At 57.9% G+C, this 18,510-nt stretch carries 14 protein-coding genes; 7 read left to right on the top strand and 7 right to left on the bottom strand.

Features of this window, described 5'->3' with window-relative positions; all coding sequences use genetic code 11:
• Positions 1-7: 7 nt before the first annotated feature.
• Positions 8-1,309 carry an MFS transporter gene (locus LZP96_RS02990; protein ID WP_064325449.1) on the bottom strand — a complete coding sequence of 434 codons (1,302 nt, stop codon included), beginning with the start codon at positions 1,307-1,309 and terminating at the stop codon, positions 8-10.
• A 286-nt stretch (positions 1,310-1,595) separates the two neighbouring features.
• Here LZP96_RS02990 and LZP96_RS02985 point away from each other — a divergent pair, with 286 nt between their 5' ends.
• Positions 1,596-2,669, top strand: a complete 1,074-nt coding sequence (locus LZP96_RS02985) for a LacI family DNA-binding transcriptional regulator (protein ID WP_064325450.1) — start codon at positions 1,596-1,598, stop codon at positions 2,667-2,669.
• Here the strand turns inward: LZP96_RS02985 and LZP96_RS02980 are convergent.
• The 4 genes from LZP96_RS02980 to LZP96_RS02965 form a co-directional block, all read right to left on the bottom strand.
• Entirely contained in the window at positions 2,666-3,922 is a 1,257-nt protein-coding gene (locus LZP96_RS02980) for a DUF1479 domain-containing protein (RefSeq protein WP_064325451.1), read from the bottom strand. The genes LZP96_RS02985 and LZP96_RS02980 overlap by 4 nt on opposite strands.
• Positions 3,923-4,073: 151 nt before the next feature.
• On the bottom strand, positions 4,074-4,889 hold the full coding sequence (locus LZP96_RS02975) for a Cof-type HAD-IIB family hydrolase (protein WP_064325452.1): 816 nt from the start codon (positions 4,887-4,889) through the stop codon (positions 4,074-4,076).
• A gap of 600 nt (positions 4,890-5,489) precedes the next feature.
• Positions 5,490-7,922, bottom strand: a complete 2,433-nt coding sequence (locus LZP96_RS02970) for a formate C-acetyltransferase/glycerol dehydratase family glycyl radical enzyme (RefSeq protein ID WP_064325453.1) — start codon at positions 7,920-7,922, stop codon at positions 5,490-5,492.
• A gap of 4 nt (positions 7,923-7,926) precedes the next feature.
• Complete coding sequence (locus LZP96_RS02965; RefSeq protein WP_064325454.1) at positions 7,927-8,826, bottom strand: glycyl-radical enzyme activating protein; 900 nt, start codon at positions 8,824-8,826, stop codon at positions 7,927-7,929.
• A 127-nt stretch (positions 8,827-8,953) separates the two neighbouring features.
• Between LZP96_RS02965 and fsa the strand changes: the two genes are divergently transcribed.
• The gene (gene fsa / locus LZP96_RS02960; protein ID WP_064328091.1) at positions 8,954-9,616 is read left to right on the top strand and encodes a fructose-6-phosphate aldolase; all 663 of its coding nucleotides are present in this window, start codon (positions 8,954-8,956) and stop codon (positions 9,614-9,616) included.
• Positions 9,617-10,055: 439 nt separating this feature from the next.
• Here fsa and moeB read toward each other — a convergent pair whose 3' ends face one another.
• Complete coding sequence (gene moeB / locus LZP96_RS02955; protein WP_064325455.1) at positions 10,056-10,808, bottom strand: molybdopterin-synthase adenylyltransferase MoeB; 753 nt, start codon at positions 10,806-10,808, stop codon at positions 10,056-10,058.
• A 2-nt stretch (positions 10,809-10,810) separates the two neighbouring features.
• Entirely contained in the window at positions 10,811-12,043 is a 1,233-nt protein-coding gene (gene moeA, locus LZP96_RS02950) for a molybdopterin molybdotransferase MoeA (protein WP_064325456.1), read from the bottom strand.
• Between the two features lie 189 nt (positions 12,044-12,232).
• Here moeA and iaaA point away from each other — a divergent pair, with 189 nt between their 5' ends.
• Genes iaaA through gsiD form a run of 5 tightly spaced genes read left to right on the top strand, consistent with a single transcriptional unit; the run spans position 12,233 to position 18,494 of the window.
• Positions 12,233-13,171: a beta-aspartyl-peptidase gene (iaaA, locus tag LZP96_RS02945; protein WP_064325457.1), complete on the top strand. Its 939-nt coding sequence runs from the start codon at positions 12,233-12,235 to the stop codon at positions 13,169-13,171.
• 11 nt (positions 13,172-13,182) lie between these two features.
• Positions 13,183-15,054 (top strand): glutathione ABC transporter ATP-binding protein GsiA, encoded by a 1,872-nt coding sequence (gene gsiA, locus LZP96_RS02940; RefSeq protein WP_258925686.1) that lies wholly within the window; start codon positions 13,183-13,185, stop codon positions 15,052-15,054.
• Between the two features lie 23 nt (positions 15,055-15,077).
• Positions 15,078-16,616, top strand: coding sequence for a glutathione ABC transporter substrate-binding protein GsiB (gene gsiB, locus LZP96_RS02935; RefSeq protein WP_258925685.1), 1,539 nt, complete (start codon positions 15,078-15,080; stop codon positions 16,614-16,616).
• A gap of 45 nt (positions 16,617-16,661) precedes the next feature.
• Positions 16,662-17,582, top strand: coding sequence for a glutathione ABC transporter permease GsiC (gsiC, locus tag LZP96_RS02930; RefSeq protein ID WP_064325460.1), 921 nt, complete (start codon positions 16,662-16,664; stop codon positions 17,580-17,582).
• Entirely contained in the window at positions 17,583-18,494 is a 912-nt protein-coding gene (gene gsiD / locus LZP96_RS02925) for a glutathione ABC transporter permease GsiD (RefSeq protein WP_258925684.1), read from the top strand.
• Positions 18,495-18,510: the final 16 nt, after the last annotated feature.

Below are 18,510 nucleotides of genomic sequence, written 5' to 3'. Positions count from 1 at the left end.
TCCACTATCAGGCGCGCTTGGCGCGACGTTCAGCAATAAATGCGACCAGGAAAAAAGCGCCAATCAGGTCAAAGAAACCCATGGCAATGAAAAGAGGGTTAAAGCCAATTTTGTCGGCAGTTACCCCGATCAACAGCGAGAAAAGGAAGCTGGCGATCCAGGCGGCTGAGCCGCGCATGCCGTTGACGGTAGCCATCTGGCCTTTATCAAACGACTCCACAACCAGCGCGCTGAGCATGCAGGAGATGATCTGGTGCCCGAATCCACCAATGGAGATCAGGGCAATGGTGACGTACGGATCGCGGGTGATTGCCACGGCCGCCAGCGAGATCATCAGAAACGCGCCCGTGACGGAACTTGCGACGACAGCGTTGACCCGCGTGCAGCCGAAGAAGCGGGTGTAGACGCGGGTGAGGTAGCCGCTGGCAACGCTGCCCAGATCGGCGGCTAGGAACGGTAGCCAGGCAAACATCGCGATCTGCTTCAGGTCCATACCGTGCTCTTTGGCGAGGTACAGCGGGACCCAGAAGCTCAGCACTGCCCAGGCGGGTTCCGCCATAAAGGCCGGGATGGCAATCCCGTAGAAGCGTTTGTTTTTAGAGACGGTTTTCAGCGCGGTCAGGAAAGGCAGCTTGATGGCCGGGGGTTCGTTGTCCTGCTTGATAAAGGCCAGTTCTTCTTGTCCCAGATTCGGGTGCTGCTCTGGGTTATGGTAAAACGCCCACCATAAAACAACCCACAGCAGCGCCAGCACGCCGGTAAACATAAACGCACCCTGCCAGCCAAACGAGGCGTGCGCGAAGTAGATGATTGGCGGAGCCAGCATTGCCCCAATCGAGAAGCCCACGCCTGCCCATCCGGCCGCGACAGGACGCTCTGATTTCGGGAACCACTCGCCAATCGTTTTGGCGTTTGCCGGCGTGGCGGCAGCTTCCGATGCCCCCATAAAGAAGCGCAGCACGGCGAGATGCAGCCAGCTACCAGCACCCGCGTGCAGGATACACATCAGCGCCCAGATGCCTGCACAAACCATAAAGCCAATCTTCAAACCGATGACATCGATCAGCCATCCGCACAGAGGCTGGAAAAGGGTGTAGGCAATCTGGAATGCCCCGACGATCCAGGAGTATTGCTCGGTGGTGATCCCCATGCTCTCTTTGAGTTCAGGGGCCAGGATGCCGAGCGAGTTACGGGTGATGTAGTTAACGGTGACGCCCAGTAAAAACAGCACCAGCACGTACCAGCGCAGGTTTTTGATGACGCGACGGGTTTTACTCCCCGTGAGGGTGTTATTGATGTCCTGACTCATTTTCAGTCTCCACAAGACGGACGATAAGAGGGTAGTTTCGGTTGTCCCACAGCGCCTTATGCCCTTGATTGATCTGTTTTTATTGCATCAAGTTGGCATACAACTAGTATGGAAGTTGTGTGACAAGTTCACCTTAAGGGAGAAAATGAGCAGGCAATAGCAGATTTTGTGCAAGCTTTCTCATAAATAAGCGACTGGCTTTGGCATGATAGCTTTCAGCACTGTTATCGCCTGATATGCATGCCGTGCAAAATTTTTCATTTAGCAAACGGAGCAAGATCACAAAATGGACAAAAGGCTCAGAATCGCGGAAATCGCCTCCCGCACTCAGCTCTCCATTAGTACCGTTTCACGCGTGCTGGCGGGGAAGGCGAATACCAGTGAAAAAGCGCGTATCAAGGTGCTGGAGTGCGCGCGAGAGCTGGGGGTGATGGAGGGAATTGCGGCGGGGCGATTGCTGCTGAACAGCCTGGTGGTGTTTGCGCCCCAGCGGGCCTTCGATGAGCGGTCCGACATCTTTTACTACCGTGTTATACAAAGTGTGAGTAAGGGACTGGCGTCACATGAGGTCAGGCTACGGTATTGCCCGCTTGAAGAGAACGACAGCGACGCCCAGCTGTTTCTGACGCGCATGAACGAGCCGGACACGCAGGCGGCTATTTTACTGGGCATCGACGACCCGCATATCCACGATCTGGCGGTGGACGTCGGCAAGCCGTGCATGCTCATCAACTGCCGCGACCGGAATATGCGCCTGCCTGCCGTCGCCCCGGATCATCGTTCCATTGGCGAAAGAGCGGCGGAATACCTCTTTGAGATGGGGCATCGTGAGATAATGACCGTGCTCTGTCTGCGGCGCTATACCATGGAGCTACGCCTGTCGGGGATCCGTGATGCGTGGCGGACGCATAACCTCAGGTTCAACGACAAACGCGATTTGCTGGAGGTGCAAAGCTTCAGTGCGAAAGAGACCGAGCGCGCGGTCAGCGAATGGCTCAAGCAGCGGCAGGGCAAAGCGCTTCCCACGGCATTTCTGGTGGGCGGCGATTTTATGGCGGCGGGCACCATCAGCGCGCTGCAAAGCCACGGATTGCGGGTTCCTCAGGACGTCTCGGTGATGAGCATCGACGGCTTTAACCTGGCGGCGATTCAGGATGTGCCGTTAACCGCGGTCCATGTTCCGCGCGATGAGCTGGGTACCGAGGCGGTGCATTTTCTCCAGCAGCGTCTGATGCGACCGGATGCGCCCGTGGGAACGCTGCTGCTCAACGGCACGCTGACGGTAAGGGAGTCGGTACGGCGGATACGTCAGGGAAAACGACGCACCGCCGTGGAACGGGAAGGGCTTTACGACAGTTAAACCATGCCCAGGGCGCGCTTGCCGTGGATGTTCAGATCGTCCAGGGTAAAACGATCCTGCCAGGTGGTTTCATAATCTTCGCGCGGGAAATCCCCCGGCGATGCGCCGGTTTCCAGTGCGGCTTTGACCTTCTTCGCGTAGGCGAGGTTCTTCTCGCACATCGGCGCGGCGGGAATATACATGACGTTACCCCAGCCTTGCTGGTCTTCAACCGGTGCGACAGAGTGGATCACATCGCAGTGCCACCAGACGGAGTCCCCGGCCTCAAGCGCCGGTATACTGGTCAGCGCTTCGGTTAACAGCGGATGCCATTTCTCAGAGATCGGCAGGACGCGTCCCGGCGCGACACCGCACAGTTCATCTTCCGGCACATCGTCCAGCAGCGGGCGCAGCAGGATATACGCCATCGCCTCAGGGATCGGCACCACGTGCAACAAACCCTGACCGGGGATCATATCGGATAACGCCGTCCAGCCCTGGAAGGTGCGGAAGACGGAACATTTGGTGGTGTTATCCACGGTGTACTCTTGCACCTCGGTCCGGTGTGCGGCGTCCCACGGATCGTACTTATCGATATTGCCATCAAAGACCCGGGCAAAGACCTGTTGATAGGCCGGTAACAGCCAGCGCTCCAGCGCGCCGGAATCCGTGTGTGCCCCCAGCCCTTTCGACGTGGTTCCCGGGGGACGACGGCGAATGCGATCCGGATAAATCACGCTGACATCCGGGTCGAACCACTGTTTGCCGTTACTTTCGAATGTCCATAACCGGTTGAGGAACGACTGCACCTGGGCCATCTCTTCGCTCTGACGCGCCTGCATCTGGGCCTGCGACCAGTAGATCGGGAAAATTTCCGGGCGGGAGGCGCTCAGGGTACCGAAGAAGTTATCCCCCGGGCCTTTATAGACGTCATCAAAGCGATTGAGATCGAGATAGTCGAGCATGGAATGATCCCACGCCAGCGCCTGCTCACGCGGGAAGTGACCCTTGATCACCGCACAGCCCCGGCGTTTTATCGCATCGCGCTGGGCAGGGGTGAGGGCACCGTCTTTAATATCCGCGTACGGGATCACTGGCCAGACAGGCTCGCCCTTATTTTTCAGGGCATTTATCTCCGCCACGCGGGTAGCGATTTTGTCACTGAGCGTGTCGAACACTGCCTGAACGTCGCCAATCTGTGCGCGTAACTCGCGTTTTAACTGACGAATTGCCGCTTTTGGATCCGCTGGCAAAGTTTCACTGCTAAACGTCATAACGGCCTCGCATCTTTCATTCGAAAGTAAAATTATCTACAAGTGATACTTTAAGTTAAAAAGAGGTTAATGCAAGTTTAAAAACTTGATGTTCGCCACAGGATGGGAAAAGAGTAGGGTGCCGGAGACGGGCTCCGGCTTAAAAGCGGGATCAGGCGTCGAACGGCGAGTGGCCGTCAAGCACGGCCTGAATGACGTTCAGTGCGCCCTGATGGTTGTTGTCGTCCGTGCCGTAACGGCTGATGGTTTTGATGCTCTCAGCGGCATTGCCCATGGCAAAAGAGTATTTCACCAGCTTGAGCATTTCCGCGTCGTTGCCGCTGTCGCCAATCGCCACGCACGCCTGCGGTGACAGCTCCCAACGCTTCAGCAGGCGGCTTATGCCGTTCGCTTTGTGCAGGCCTGGGATAATCAAATCAACAAAGCCAAACCCGCTGGTCACGGGCTTCATGATGCCGTCGAGCGACACGTGCAGTTGATCGATCAGGGCCGGGATATCGCTATCCGGCAGGTTGAGCGAAAATTTAAACAGCACGTCGTCGATGTCCTGATAGTCACTAATGCGTTTCAGGCGGTGGTAGTGTTTTGACATCAGCGCCACAAAGTCATCAGGGGCATTTTCGCTGACATAGGCGCTTTCCAGCCCACAGGCGACAAAGTTGAGCTGTTTGTCTTTCAGCAGTTCACCAATGACAATTTGCGATTCGTGGCGCGTCAGTTCCCCATGGAAAACCTGTTCCCCGTGATCGAACACCAGCGCGCCGTTCTCTGCGACGAAGGAGATCTGCTCTTTCAGCTCCGGGAAGAAGGAGATGAGCTGGTAATACTGATTGCCGCTGGCAACCACGAATTCAATATTGCGGGCCTTGAGTTGCTCGAATTGTGCCTGAAAGCGGTCGCGATCGTACTGCTTGGCATCATCAAGAAAAGTTCCGTCCATATCGGTGACGATAACTTTAACGGTCATACATTGCGCTCCTGGAGTCACTGCATTTTGAAACATTCTAATAACAAGGTGACGGGGAGCACAAATTTAATTTCATTCGAAAGTAAAACAAAACGGCAACCGAGGCTGCCGCTAAGTGGTTTCACCTTCTCCCCGTGGGAGAGGCGGGCATTAATGTTTTCTCCCTCTCCCCGTGGGAGAGGGTTGGGTCAGGGTATCGGTGTGTTCCCCCTCTCCCTGTGGGAGAGGGCTGGGGTGAGGGCATCGGTGTGTTCCCCCTCTCCCTGTGGGAGAGGGGTGGGGTGAGGGTATCGGTGTGTTCCCCCTCTCCCTGTGGAAGAGGGTCGGGGTGAGGGTATCGGTGTGTTCCCCCTCTCCCCGTGGAAGAGGGGCGGGGTAAGGGTATCGGTGTGTTCCCCCTCTCCCCGTGGAAGAGGGGCGGGGTGAGGGTATCGGTGTGTTCCCCCTCTCCCCGTGGAAGAGGGGTGGGGTGAGGCATCGGTGTGTTCCCCCTCTCCCCGTGGGAGAGGGCCGGGGTGAGGCATCGGTGTGTTCCCCCTCTCCCTGTGGGAGAGGGTTGGGGTGAGGGCACCAGCGCGCACATCCCCCCGACACGCCGCCTTACAGCGTATGCTCGGTACGCGCAATAATATCGTCCTGCGCGTCCGGCGACAGAGCGGTAAAGAACGCGGAGTATCCCGCGACACGCACCACCAGGTCGCGATACTGGTCGGGGTGTTTCTTCGCCTCGAGCAAGGTATCACGCGAGACGATGTTGTACTGAATATGCCAGCCTTTATGCACCTCGAAGAAGGTCCGCAGCAGGATCATCAGCTTCTGGCGGTCGCTGTCGTTTTCCAGCGTCGCCGGATTCAGCTTCTGATTGAGCAACACGCCGCCCAGAATCGCTTCGGTCGGCAGCTTACCGACAGAGCCAATCACCGCCGTCGGCCCGAGGTGGTCAGTTCCGGAGGCCGGGCTTGCCCCTTCCGCCAGCGGCGTATGCGCTTTACGCCCATCCGGCGTTGCCATGGTGGCTGCCCCGAACGGCACGTTTGCAGAAATAGACGACGTCCCCGCGTAATAATTCCCCCCAAACGGGCCGCGACCGTAGCGCGGGTTGTGATACTGCTTCAGCTCCTCGATATAGGTCTGGTAGGCCCGGGTCAGCAGCAGGTCAACGCTGTCGTCATCGTTACCGTATTTCGGTGCGCCGTTGATCAGACGCTGGCGCAGCTGCTCGTGGGTCAGCCCGTCGAAATCATCCGCCAGCGCGGCGGCCAGCTGCTGTTGACCGATGATCCCCTGATCAAACACCAGTTTTTTCACCGCGGCCAGGCTGTTGCCCAGATTAGCAATACCCACCTGCAGGCCTGATACCCAGTCATACTTCGCGCCGCCTTGTTTGATGCTTTTCGCGCGTTCTATGCAGTCATCCACCAGCGCGGAGCAGAGGATATCGTGGACGTTCTCTTCCAGCATGGTGTCGACCACGTACTCGATCTCGATAGATTTACGGGTGTAGTAGCGGATCTGCGTATCCCACGCCGCCATCACCTCCTCAAAGTTATCGAAGTTACCGGCAGAGAGCGCTTTTTCCTGCGGCAGGAACACCCTACCGCTGGTGGCGTCACGGCCGCCCTCCAGCGCTGCCAGCATCACGCGGGCAAAGTTGATAAAGCTCATCCCGGTGCAGCGATAGCCCCATTTGCCGCCGACGGCGGTTTCGATGCAGCCGATGGCGGCGTAGTCGTAGGCGTCTTCTTTCTCAACGCCGAGCTTGATGAATTCCGCAATCACGATCTCATCGTTGTTAAATGCGGGCATACCAAAGCCGCAGCGGATCACCTGCACGCAGGCGTCGAGGAAGTCATTGCTCATCCCCGCATGGTAACGCACGCTCAGGTTTGGCTGCGTGGAGCGCAGACGACCGCAGGATTCCAGAATCGCATAGCTGAGCGGGTTGACCGCGTCCATGGGCTCACCGTTCACCAGCGTCTGTCCGCCAATGGTGACGTTCTGATACAGCGGGCTGCCCGCAGAAGCTTTGGAGTGCGAGCCGGAGCGGATTTTGTTCACCTCTAGCAGCTTCAGCCAGCAGCTGTGCAGCAGTTCGATAGCCTGTTCGCGATCCAGGCTCTGATTCAGCTCCACGTCACGGCGGTAGTACGGATAGAGATACTGGTCCATGCGGGCAAACGACACGGAGTGACCGTTGGACTCAATCTGCAGAATCAGCTGGATGAAGTAGCACAGCTGCAGCGCCTGCCAGAAGGTTTTTGGCGGCTGGTGGGCAATCACATCACAGTTTTCGGCCATTGCCAGCAGCTCATCGCGGCGGCTTTCACGGGATTCAGTAGACGCCATTTCACGCGCCAGGGTGGCGAAACGCTCGATATGCAGGCTGACGGCTTCCAGCACAATATCGATCGCTTTCAGGAACTGTTCTCCGTGAAGGTCGTCGAGCACCGTCAGGTTAATACGCGAACGACGTTCGGCCACTTTGTCACGCATCCCGTCCAGGCCCTTCTCCAGCAGCAGCGGGAAGTTGACCGCCAGGTGCGCGTCGCCGGAGGTCATGTTGCCTTCCGCTTTAATAATACCGGTTTCCAGCAGGCCTTTTTGCTCATCGGTAAACATGCCGTAGCAGCGATCCTGCACCGTCTGGCCGCGCCACCACGGACAGAGTTCATGCAGTACGCGCTTGTTCTCTTCGCTCACCGCAAAGCCTGCACCCGGACGATCGGCCAGATCGTCGATCTCTTTTTCAATCCAGGAGACGGTGTATTCCGGGAAGATTGGCGCAGCGCGGACTTCACTGGCCTGATTACCGACGATCAGCTCATCATGTTTGATCCAGATGGTGCGTTGCGCCAGGTGATGCGCCAGGGCCAGTGCCCGACGCACCGGGATCGGTTTGTCCATATGCTGCTGGTACATTTCGGTGTAGTGACGGGCGCGCTCGGTGCAGACCGGCGGCTTAACAATGTGCACCAGAGCCGTTTTATGCGCTTTAATACGGTCGCTGAGGGTATTAAGATTCAGGGTCGTCATAGGTTTATCCTCGTAAGGTCGCGGTTAACCCTTTCTGGCGCGCGTAATGCTGGGCAAAGTCCAGAATCGCAGGATTATCCAGCGGTTTGTCAGGGGCAGAGTAGGGTTGGCCGAGCAGGGTGTATTTGTTCATGCCCAGCGTGTGATACGGCAGAAAATGAATGTCGTGAACTTTGAGTTCATCGGCGGCAAAATTGGTAATGGCAGTAATCGACGCTTCATCGGCGTTAAAGCCCTGAATCAGCGGGACGCGGATGGTGATCTGTTTCCCGGCAGCCGCCAGACGTTTCAGGTTATCCAGCACGCGTTTGGCCGAACCGTCGGTCCACTGTTTAAAGATGTCACTGTCGACGTGTTTCAGGTCGGCGAGGAACAGATCAACATAGGGTAAAGCGGGTTCGATATAATGCCACGGTACGTGCAGACAGGTTTCGACGGCAGTATGAATCCCTTGCTCGTGGCTGGCTTTGAAGAGGGCGAGGGCCAGCGTCGGGTTCATAAAAGGTTCGCCGCCGGACAGGGTAATGCCGCCGCCGCTGCGATCGTAGAAAGGTTTGTCGCGCAATACGGTCGTCATGATATCGGCGACCTGCTGCTCCTGCCCACAAACGGTCAGCGCCTGCGTCGGGCAGCAGTCGGTGAGGGCATCCAGCGTTTTTTCGCTCAGCTTTTCCCGATGGATAAGCAGCCCATTCTGCGCACGTTCGATGATGCCGTGCGCCGACTGCTGGCACAGGCCGCAGCCTTCCAGACAAAGGCGTGCGTCAAACAGCACATCCCGGGTGCGGGAGCGGCTTTCAGGATTCTGGCACCAGCGACAGCCCAGCGAGCAGCCTTTCAGGAACACCACGGTACGGATACCGGGGCCGTCGTGGGTGGAATAACGCTGAATATTGAAAATCATTTTTTCGCCCTCTTATTGCATATGAAGATTAAATGACTTTCGAATGAAAGTTATCTTGACGCAGGTCAACTCTTAAGCGGGTTTTACCGTGGTAGGGTATTTGCAGGCTAAATTTGAGGGCGACATCATGGAACTTTATCTCGACACATCTGACGTTGCGGCAGTAAAAAAGCTGGCGCGTATCTTCCCGCTGGCGGGCGTGACAACTAACCCCAGTATCGTGGCGGCAGGCAAAACGCCGCTGGACGTGCTGCTGCCCGCGCTGCACGATGCGCTTGACGGGAAAGGCCGCCTGTTTGCACAGGTTATGGCACCGACCGCTGAAGGCATGGTGGAAGAGGCGCGTAAACTGCGCACCATTATCAACGACCTGGTGGTAAAAGTGCCGGTCACGGCGGAAGGTCTGGCGGCAATCAAAATGCTGAAAGCGGAAGGAATTCCGACGCTGGGAACGGCGGTATACGGTGCAGCGCAAGGGTTGTTTTCCGCGCTGGCGGGGGCGGATTATGTGGCCCCTTACGTTAACCGCGTCGACGCGCAGGGCGGGGATGGCATCAAGACCGTGACGGAGCTTCAAACGTTACTGACGCTGCATGCTCCCCAGTCGAAAGTGCTGGCGGCAAGCTTTAAAACGCCACGTCAGGCGCTGGACTGTATGCTGGCGGGCTGCGAATCGATCACCCTGCCACTGGACGTTGCGCAGCAGTTTATTCACTCACCGGCGGTAGAGGCGGCGATAGTGAAGTTTGAGCAGGACTGGCAGGGGGCGTTCGGCAGGGCGTCTGTTTGATGGGTGCGGCCTGATGCCCTCACCCCGACCCTCTCCCACGGGAGAGGGAGAATTACAAATACCTCACCACGGGGTGCGGTCTGATGCCCTCACCCCGGCCCTCTCCCACGGGAGAGGGGGAAAGACGAATGCCCTCACCACGGGGTGCGGCCTGATGCCCTCACCCCGGCCCTCTCCCACGGGAGAGGGGGAAAGACGAATGCCCTCACCACGGGGTGCGGCCTGATGCCCTCACCCCGGCCCTCTCCCACGGGAGAGGGAGAATTACGAATAACCTCACCACGGGGTGCGGCCTGATGCCCTCACCCCCAACCCTCTCCCACGGGAGAGGGGGAAAGACGAATGCCCTCACCACGGGGTGCGGCCTGATGCCCTCACCCCGACCCTCTCCCACGGGAGAGGGGGAAAAGACGAATGCCCACACCACGGGAAGAGGGATTTACCCTCCGCACACCTCGCACCCGGGGTGACGCATCAGCTTCATCTCCCGGAACTGGCAGGTCATCGCGTCATACATAACGATTTTTCCCGCAGCGGGCGTGCCGTAGTGCGTTAGCACTTTAATCGCCTCCATCGCCTGCAACGAACCGATGACGCCAACGAGCGGGGCCATTACGCCAGCTTCCACGCAGGTGAGCGCGTTCTCACCAAACAGACGGCTCAGGCAGCGATAGCAGGGTTCGCCTTCGGCCCAGGTAAAGACGCTGATTTGGCCTTCCATACGAATGGCAGCACCGGACACCAGCGGCGTTTTATGAATAAAGCAGCCTGCATTGAGTTGATTGCGAATCGCCACGTTATCGGTGCAGTCCAGCACCAGATCGTGCTGTGCGATCAGCGCGGAGAGCGCAGCGTCATCCAGCAGGGCGTTGACCAGGGTAAACTGAACGTTGGGATTGATACGCGACAGCGCCGCGTGCGCGGATTCCACCTTAGGCTGACCGAGTGTCGCCTCGCTGTGCAGCGTCTGACGCTGTAAATTCGACACCGAAACGGTATCAAAATCGAGTAACGTCATATGACCGACACCAGCGGCCGCCAGATATTGCGCTGCCGCACAGCCTAACCCGCCCAGGCCCACAACCAGTACTCTGGCAGCCTTCAGCGCTTCCTGACCGTCGAAATCAAAGCCGCGCAGCACAATCTGGCGATTGTAGCGCATCATCTCCTGATCGCTCAGTTCAACCGTCATCATCAGCCTCCGAACAGGTGGTTGAACGCTTCGACCTCAACCCATTCACCTGCTTCAACGTTCCCGCGTTCACGTTCGAGCACAATGAAGCAGTTACCCTGGCTAAACGAGCTGAAAATATGCGAGCCCTGATGGCCGGTGGTGCTCACTTCAAGTGCGCCTTGCGCATTACGGGTGAGGATGCCGCGCTGGAAATCGAGGCGTCCAGGGGATTTCTTCAGGCGCGTAGCGGCACGTACGCGCTGGCGAACCGGCATAACGTTCGCCGTATTGCCAGAAAGTTTTGCCAGCAGCGGAATCACCAGCTGATAGAAGGTCAGGGCGGCGGAAACCGGGTTACCCGGCAGGCCGCAGAACCAGCTGTGCTGAAGCTTGCCAAAGGCGAAGGGTTTACCGGGTTTAATCGCCAGCTTCCAGAAGCCGATTTCGCCCAGCTCTTCCAGCATGGTTTTGGTGTAATCCGCTTCGCCCACGGAGACGCCGCCGGAGCTAATAACCACATCCGCAGACTGGTCTGCTTCAATAAACGCGGCGCGCAGTTTTTCCGGGTCGTCAGGAATGATACCGAGGTTGATCACCTCGCAGCCCAGCTGTTCCAGCATCAGATGCACGGCCAGACGGTTGGTGTCATAAATTTGACCTTCCCCAAGCGGCTGGCCCGGCAACTGAAGTTCGTCACCGGTCGAGAAGACCGCCACGCGGACTTTACGCACCACATCTACGCTGGCGATGCCGAGCGAGGCCAGGACCGGCAGCTCAGCCACGGTCAGTTGCTTACCGGCAGCGAACACGGTTGCGCCCCGCGCAATATCTTCTCCGGCGCGACGAATGTTCTGGTTCGCTTTAACGCTGGCGGTAAAACGCACGCCCGCATCCGTTTGTTCGGTCTCTTCCTGCATCTCCACCGCCTCGCAGCCTGCGGGAACCGGCGCGCCGGTCATAATGCGAATGCAGGTTCCCTGCGGCCACTCGCCCTGATAAGGCTGGCCCGCGAAGGCTTTGCCCGCGACCGGCAGCGGCTGACCCGCATGGATATCCGCAAGACGCACGGCGTAACCGTCCATCGCCGAATTATCAAACCCAGGAACATTTAGCGGAGAGATGATGTCGGTGGCAATCACGCGACCAAAACAGCGCAACAGCGGTAACGTTTCGCGATCGGTGAGCGGGGAAATGCGGTCGAGCATCTGCGTGAGTGCCGTCTCAAGCGGCATCAGTCCGGCGGTAAAATCCATGGGTTACTCCTGCGCGATAACAACGAAAGCGCCCATTATGGCAGAAAAGTGCCGCTAACTGTATGACCCGATGGGCTTACCCTTTACATCACCGTTGCGTCTTTCTATAGTCAAAAATCATCTGAAGTTCCGTCGACGATAATGATATTTATAGAAAAAGCAGCGCGCTTACGCTGATGGGTGATGGAAATGGGCAAGGCAGTTATCGCAATACATGGCGGGGCAGGGGCAATCACCCGTGCGTTATTAAACCCGGAGCAGGAAAAACGTTATATCGACGCGTTGTCTTCCATCGTGGAAAAGGGCCAGCAGATGCTGGAGAGCGGGGAGAGTGCGCTGGACGTCGTGACCGAGGCGGTGCGTCTTCTGGAAGAGTGTCCGCTGTTTAACGCAGGTATTGGCGCGGTGTTTACCCGCGACGAAACGCACGAGCTGGATGCCTGCGTGATGGACGGGAATACCCTGAAGGCGGGAGCCGTAGCGGGCGTGAGCCGTCTGCGTAATCCGATACTGGCGGCACGTCTGGTAATGGAACAAAGCCCGCACGTGTTGCTGGTGGGTAAGGGGGCCGAGCAGTTTGCCTTCGCACAGGGTGTTGAACCTGTTTCGCCCGATACCTTTTCTACGCCTGAGCGTCTCCAGCAGTTGCTGGATGCCAGAGCGGGAGGGGTAACGCAGTTAGATCACGCAGCGCCGCTGGACGAGCGCGCTAAAATGGGCACCGTTGGCGCCGTGGCGCTCGACAAAGAGGGTAACCTGGCGGCCGCCACCTCGACCGGGGGCATGACCAATAAGCTGCCGGGTCGCGTGGGTGACAGCCCGTTACCCGGCGCGGGCTGCTATGCCAATAACGCCAGCGCGGCGGTCTCCTGCACCGGAACGGGGGAAGTGTTTATCCGTACGCTGGCGGCGTATGACATTGCCGCCCTGATGGATTATGGCAATTTAAGCCTCGCGGAAGCCTGCGAGCGCGTGGTGATGGAAAAATTGCCCGCGCTGGGGGGAAGCGGCGGTTTGATTGCCGTGGATCGCGAGGGGAATGTTGCTTTGCCCTTTAACAGTGAAGGCATGTACCGCGCCTGGGGCTATGCGGGCGACGCGCCAACCACCGGAATTTATCGTGAATAAGGGGAGTGCGGGTGCCGCAACATAACGAACTGGATAGCCGGGAAGTCCTGGCGGTTCAAAACCTGAATATTGCGTTTCAGGAAGAGCGGCAACAGGTCCCGGCAGTCAAAAATCTGTCATTTTCGCTACAACGTGGCGAAACGCTGGCGATTGTCGGCGAATCGGGGTCCGGCAAATCGGTCACCGCGTTATCGCTGATGCGTCTTCTGGAGCAGGCGGGTGGAACGGTCGCGTGCGACAGCATGTTGCTGTGGCGGCACAACCAGGCTGCGATCGATCTGACCACGCTCAGCCAGTCGCAAATGCAAAAGGTGCGTGGCGCAGACATTGCGATGATTTTTCAGGAGCCGATGACCTCGCTGAATCCGGTCTTTCCGGTGGGCGAGCAGATCGCCGAGTCGATTCGTCTGCACCAGAAGTTAAACCATGAAGATGCGCTGGAAGAGGCCCGGCGCATGCTTGAACGGGTGCGCATTCCTGAGGCCCAGGCCATTTTGTCCCGCTTTCCGCACCAGCTGTCAGGCGGCATGCGTCAGCGCGTAATGATTGCCATGGCGCTCTCCTGTCGTCCGGCGGTGCTCATTGCGGATGAACCGACCACCGCCCTGGACGTCACTATTCAGGCGCAGATCCTGCAGCTGATTAAGGTCCTGCAGCAGGAGATGGAGATGGGGGTGATTTTTATCACCCACGATATGGGCGTCGTTGCCGATATTGCCGATCGCGTGCTGGTGATGTATCAGGGCGAGGCCGTGGAGACCGGCACCGTGGAGCAGATTTTTCATGCTCCTGCTCATCCTTATACCAAAGCGCTGCTGGCGGCCGTGCCGCGTCTGGGGTCGATGAGTGGCAGCGATCTGCCGCGCCGTTTTCCGCTGATTTCACTGAACGATCCCGGTCAGCAGGAGGCGGAAACGGAACAAGATACCGTGATCCCCGGCGAGCCTATTTTGCAGGTGCGCGATCTGGTCACCCGCTTTGCTTTGCGGGGCGGCATCCTTAACCGCGTAAAGCGCGAAGTGCATGCGGTTGAAAACGTGAGCTTCGATTTGTGGCCCGGCGAGACGCTCGCGCTGGTGGGCGAGTCGGGCTGCGGTAAATCCACCACCGGGCGTGCGTTGCTGCGGTTAGTGGAGTCACAGGAAGGGAGCATCATCTTTAACGGAGAGCGTATCGATACGCTGGCGCCCGGCCAGCTGCAACCGCTGCGCCGGGATATACAGATTATTTTTCAGGACCCTTACGCCTCGCTCGACCCGCGACAAACCGTGGGGTATTCGATTATGGAGCCGCTGCGGGTCCATGGTCTGCTGAACGGGGACGACGCGCAGCGCCGTGTCGCCTGGCTGCTGGAGCGAGTCGGACTCAAGCCTGAACACGCGTGGCGTTATCCACACGAATTTTCCGGCGGCCAGCGGCAACGCATCTGCATCGCCCGGGCGCTGGCGCTGAACCCGAAGGTGGTTATCGCCGATGAGTCGGTCTCCGCGCTGGATGTCTCGATACGGGCGCAAATCATCAATTTGCTGCTCGATTTACAGCGGGAAATGGGCATCGCCTTTTTGTTTATCTCACACGATATGGCGGTCGTTGAACGTATTAGCCATCGCGTGGCGGTGATGTATATGGGGCAGATTGTGGAGATCGGCCCGCGGCGGGCGGTGTTTGAAAATCCCCAGCATCCTTACACCCGCAAACTGATGGCCGCCGTCCCGGTCGCCGATCCGGCACATCGACATGGACAGCGCGTGCTGTTGCAGGACGAGATGCCAAGCAATATCCGTAAACGGGGTGAGTCAATGGAGCGCGTGGTTTTGCGCGAGGTTGGCCCGGGTCATTTCGTCGCCCCACCGCCGCAGGCTAATGCCTTTTCGCGGTTATAACAATTAACAGGCAGGAGAACACAATGACTCAATTTGTTGCTCGTCGATGGCTTCTCGCCGCGAGCGTCACCGCTGCCCTGGCGGCCACGCCCGCGTTTGCTGCCAAAGATGTGGTGGTGGCGGTTGCGTCCAATTTCACCACGCTCGACCCGTATGATGCGAATGATACCCTGTCGCAGGCGGTGGCGAAGTCGTTCTATCAGGGGCTGTTTGGCCTTGATAAAGACATGAAACTGCAGAATGTGCTGGCAGAAAGTTACACCGTGTCGGATGACGGACTGGTCTATACCCTGAAACTGCGCAGTGGCGTGAAGTTCCAGGACGGCACCGATTTCAATGCCGGGGCGGTGAAGGTTAACCTCGATCGCGCCAGCAATCCGGCCAATAGCCTGAAGCGCTACAACCTGTATAAAAACATTGCCAGCACCGAGGCTGTCGATCCGACGACGGTGAAAATCACCCTGAAAGAGCCGTTCTCGGCGTTTATTAATATTCTCGCGCACCCGGCGACGGCGATGATCTCTCCGGCGGCGCTGAAAAAGTACGGTAAAGAGATCGGCTTCCATCCGGTGGGCACGGGGCCGTACGCGCTGGACACCTGGAACCAGACCGATTTTGTGAAGGTGAAGAAGTTTGCGGGCTACTGGCAAAAAGGGTTGCCGAAGCTGGATACCATCACCTGGCGTCCGGTCGTGGATAACAATACCCGTGCGGCGATGTTACAAACCGGCGAAGCGCAGTTTGCTTTCCCGATCCCGTACGAGCAGGCGGCGATTCTGCAAAAAAACAGCAAGCTTGAACTGGTGGCGAGCCCTTCCATCATGCAGCGCTACATCAGTATGAATGTGACGCAAAAGCCGTTCGATAATCCGAAGGTCCGCGAAGCCATTAACTATGCCATCAATCGTCAGGCACTGGTGAAAGTGGCCTTTGCGGGCTATGCCACGCCGGCAACCGGTGTGGTCCCGCCGTCCATTCAGTATGCTCAGACGTATCAGCCGTGGCCGTACGATCCCGCCCGCGCGCGTGAGCTGTTAAAAGAAGCGGGCTTCCCGAACGGATTCAGCACCACGCTCTGGTCATCGCATAATCACAGTACGGCGCAGAAGGTGTTGCAATTTACCCAGCAGCAGCTGGCACAGGTGGGCATCAAGGTTCAGTTGACGGCGATGGATGCCGGGCAGCGTGCGGCAGAGGTGGAAGGCAAAGGGCAGAAAGAGAGCGGTGTACGGATGTTCTATACCGGCTGGACGGCGTCAACGGGTGAAGCGGACTGGGCGCTGTCGCCGCTGTTTGCCTCTCAGAACTGGCCGCCGACGCAGTTTAACACGGCGTTTTACAGCAATCCTCAGGTGGATAAGGATCTGACCGATGCCCTGAAAACGACCAAACCCGATGAGAAAGCGCGGCTGTATAAAGAGGCGCAGGATACGCTCTGGAAAGAGTCGCCGTGGGTACCGCTGGTGGTAGAAAAACTGGTCTCAGCGCATAACAAAGCGCTGACCGGGTTCTATATCATGCCGGATACGGGCTTCAGCTTTGATGATGCAGATTTAAAATAAGACTCATTCCCGCAGGTGTGATTCTGCGGGATGAGAGGGAAAGGCATGCTGAATTATGTGATTAAACGCCTTCTGGGGTTGATCCCGACGCTGTTCATTGTGGCAGTGCTGGTGTTTTTATTTGTCCATATGCTCCCGGGCGATCCGGCGCGACTCATTGCCGGCCCGGAGGCTGACGCCACCGTGATCGACATGGTGCGTAAGCAGTTAGGTCTCGATCGGCCGTTATATGTGCAGTTCTGGCACTATATGACCGATGTCCTGCAGGGCGATTTTGGGACCTCTATGGTCTCACGTCGCCCGGTTTCGGAAGAGATTGCCAGCCGCTTCATGCCCACCTTCTGGCTGACCATCGCCAGCATGACCTGGGCAATGCTGTTTGGGCTGGGGGCAGGAATTATCGCGGCCGTCTGGCGTAACCGCTGGCCGGACCGGCTGGGTATGGCGCTGGCCGTTACCGGGATTTCGTTCCCCGCCTTTGCGCTGGGGATGCTGCTGATGCAGATTTTCTCCGTTGAGCTGGGCTGGTTGCCCACGGTTGGGGCAGACACCTGGAAGCACTATGTGCTGCCGTCGATAACCCTGGGTGCCGCTGTGGCGGCGGTGATGGCGCGCTTTACGCGCGCGTCATTCGTCGACGTATTGAGCGAAGACTATATGCGAACGGCGCGGGCGAAAGGGGTCAGCGAAAAATGGGTCATCCTCAAGCATGGCCTGCGAAACGCCATGATCCCCGTCGTCACCATGATGGGGCTGCAATTTGGCTTCTTGCTCGGCGGGTCGATTGTCGTCGAGAAAGTCTTTAACTGGCCGGGGTTAGGTCGCCTGCTGGTCGACTCTGTCGACATGCGCGACTATCCGGTGATTCAGGCGGAAGTATTGCTGTTTTCACTGGAATTTATTCTTATCAACCTGGTGGTGGATGTGCTTTACGCCGCCATTAACCCGGCAATCAGGTACAAGTAAATGCGACTGTTTAACTGGCGCCGTCAGGCCATATTAAACGCAATGCCGGGGCTAAAACCGGACCATATCCGCACGCCGTGGATGGAGTTCTGGCGGCGATTTCGCCGCCAGCCAATCGCGATGACGGCGGGGCTTTTTGTCTTGCTCTTGATCATTGTGGCGGTTCTTGCGCCGTGGATTACCCCCTTCGATGCCGAGAATTATTTCGATTATGACCGGCTGAACGATGGCCCCTCCATGCTGCACTGGTTCGGCGTGGACTCTCTGGGGCGTGACATTTTTAGCCGCGTGCTTTTAGGCGCGCAAATATCGCTGACGGCGGGCGTATTCGCCGTTCTGATTGGGGCAATCATTGGCACCGTGTTGGGGCTGATTGCCGGGTTTTACGAAGGGTGGTGGGATCGCATTATCATGCGTATTTGCGATGTGCTGTTTGCCTTCCCCGGTATTCTTCTGGCGATTGCCGTCGTGGCGATAATGGGCAGCGGCATGGCGAACGTGATTATCGCCGTGGCGGTCTTTTCTATACCGGCCTTTGCCCGTCTGGTCCGCGGGAATACGCTGGTGTTAAAACAACAAACCTTTATTGAATCGGCGCGCAGCATTGGCGCCAGTGATGCGACCCTGCTCTTTAGCCACATCCTGCCGGGGACGGTCTCGTCGATTGTGGTGTACTTTACCATGCGCATTGGGGTGTCGATTATCTCCGCGGCCAGCCTGTCGTTTCTGGGATTGGGCGCGCAGCCGCCGACGCCGGAGTGGGGGGCGATGCTTAACGAGGCAAGGGCTGATATGGTCATTGCACCGCACGTGGCGATATTTCCGAGCCTGGCCATTTTTCTGACCGTACTGGCGTTTAACCTGTTAGGAGATGGGTTGCGCGACGCGCTGGATCCAAGAATTAAGGGATAATCAGGTCAAACCCTCT

Origin of the sequence: Huaxiibacter chinensis, from assembly GCF_022171985.1 — a bacterium.
Classification (GTDB): Bacteria; Pseudomonadota; Gammaproteobacteria; order Enterobacterales; family Enterobacteriaceae; genus Enterobacter; species Enterobacter chinensis_A.
This window is presented reverse-complemented; position numbering and strand designations above follow the sequence as displayed.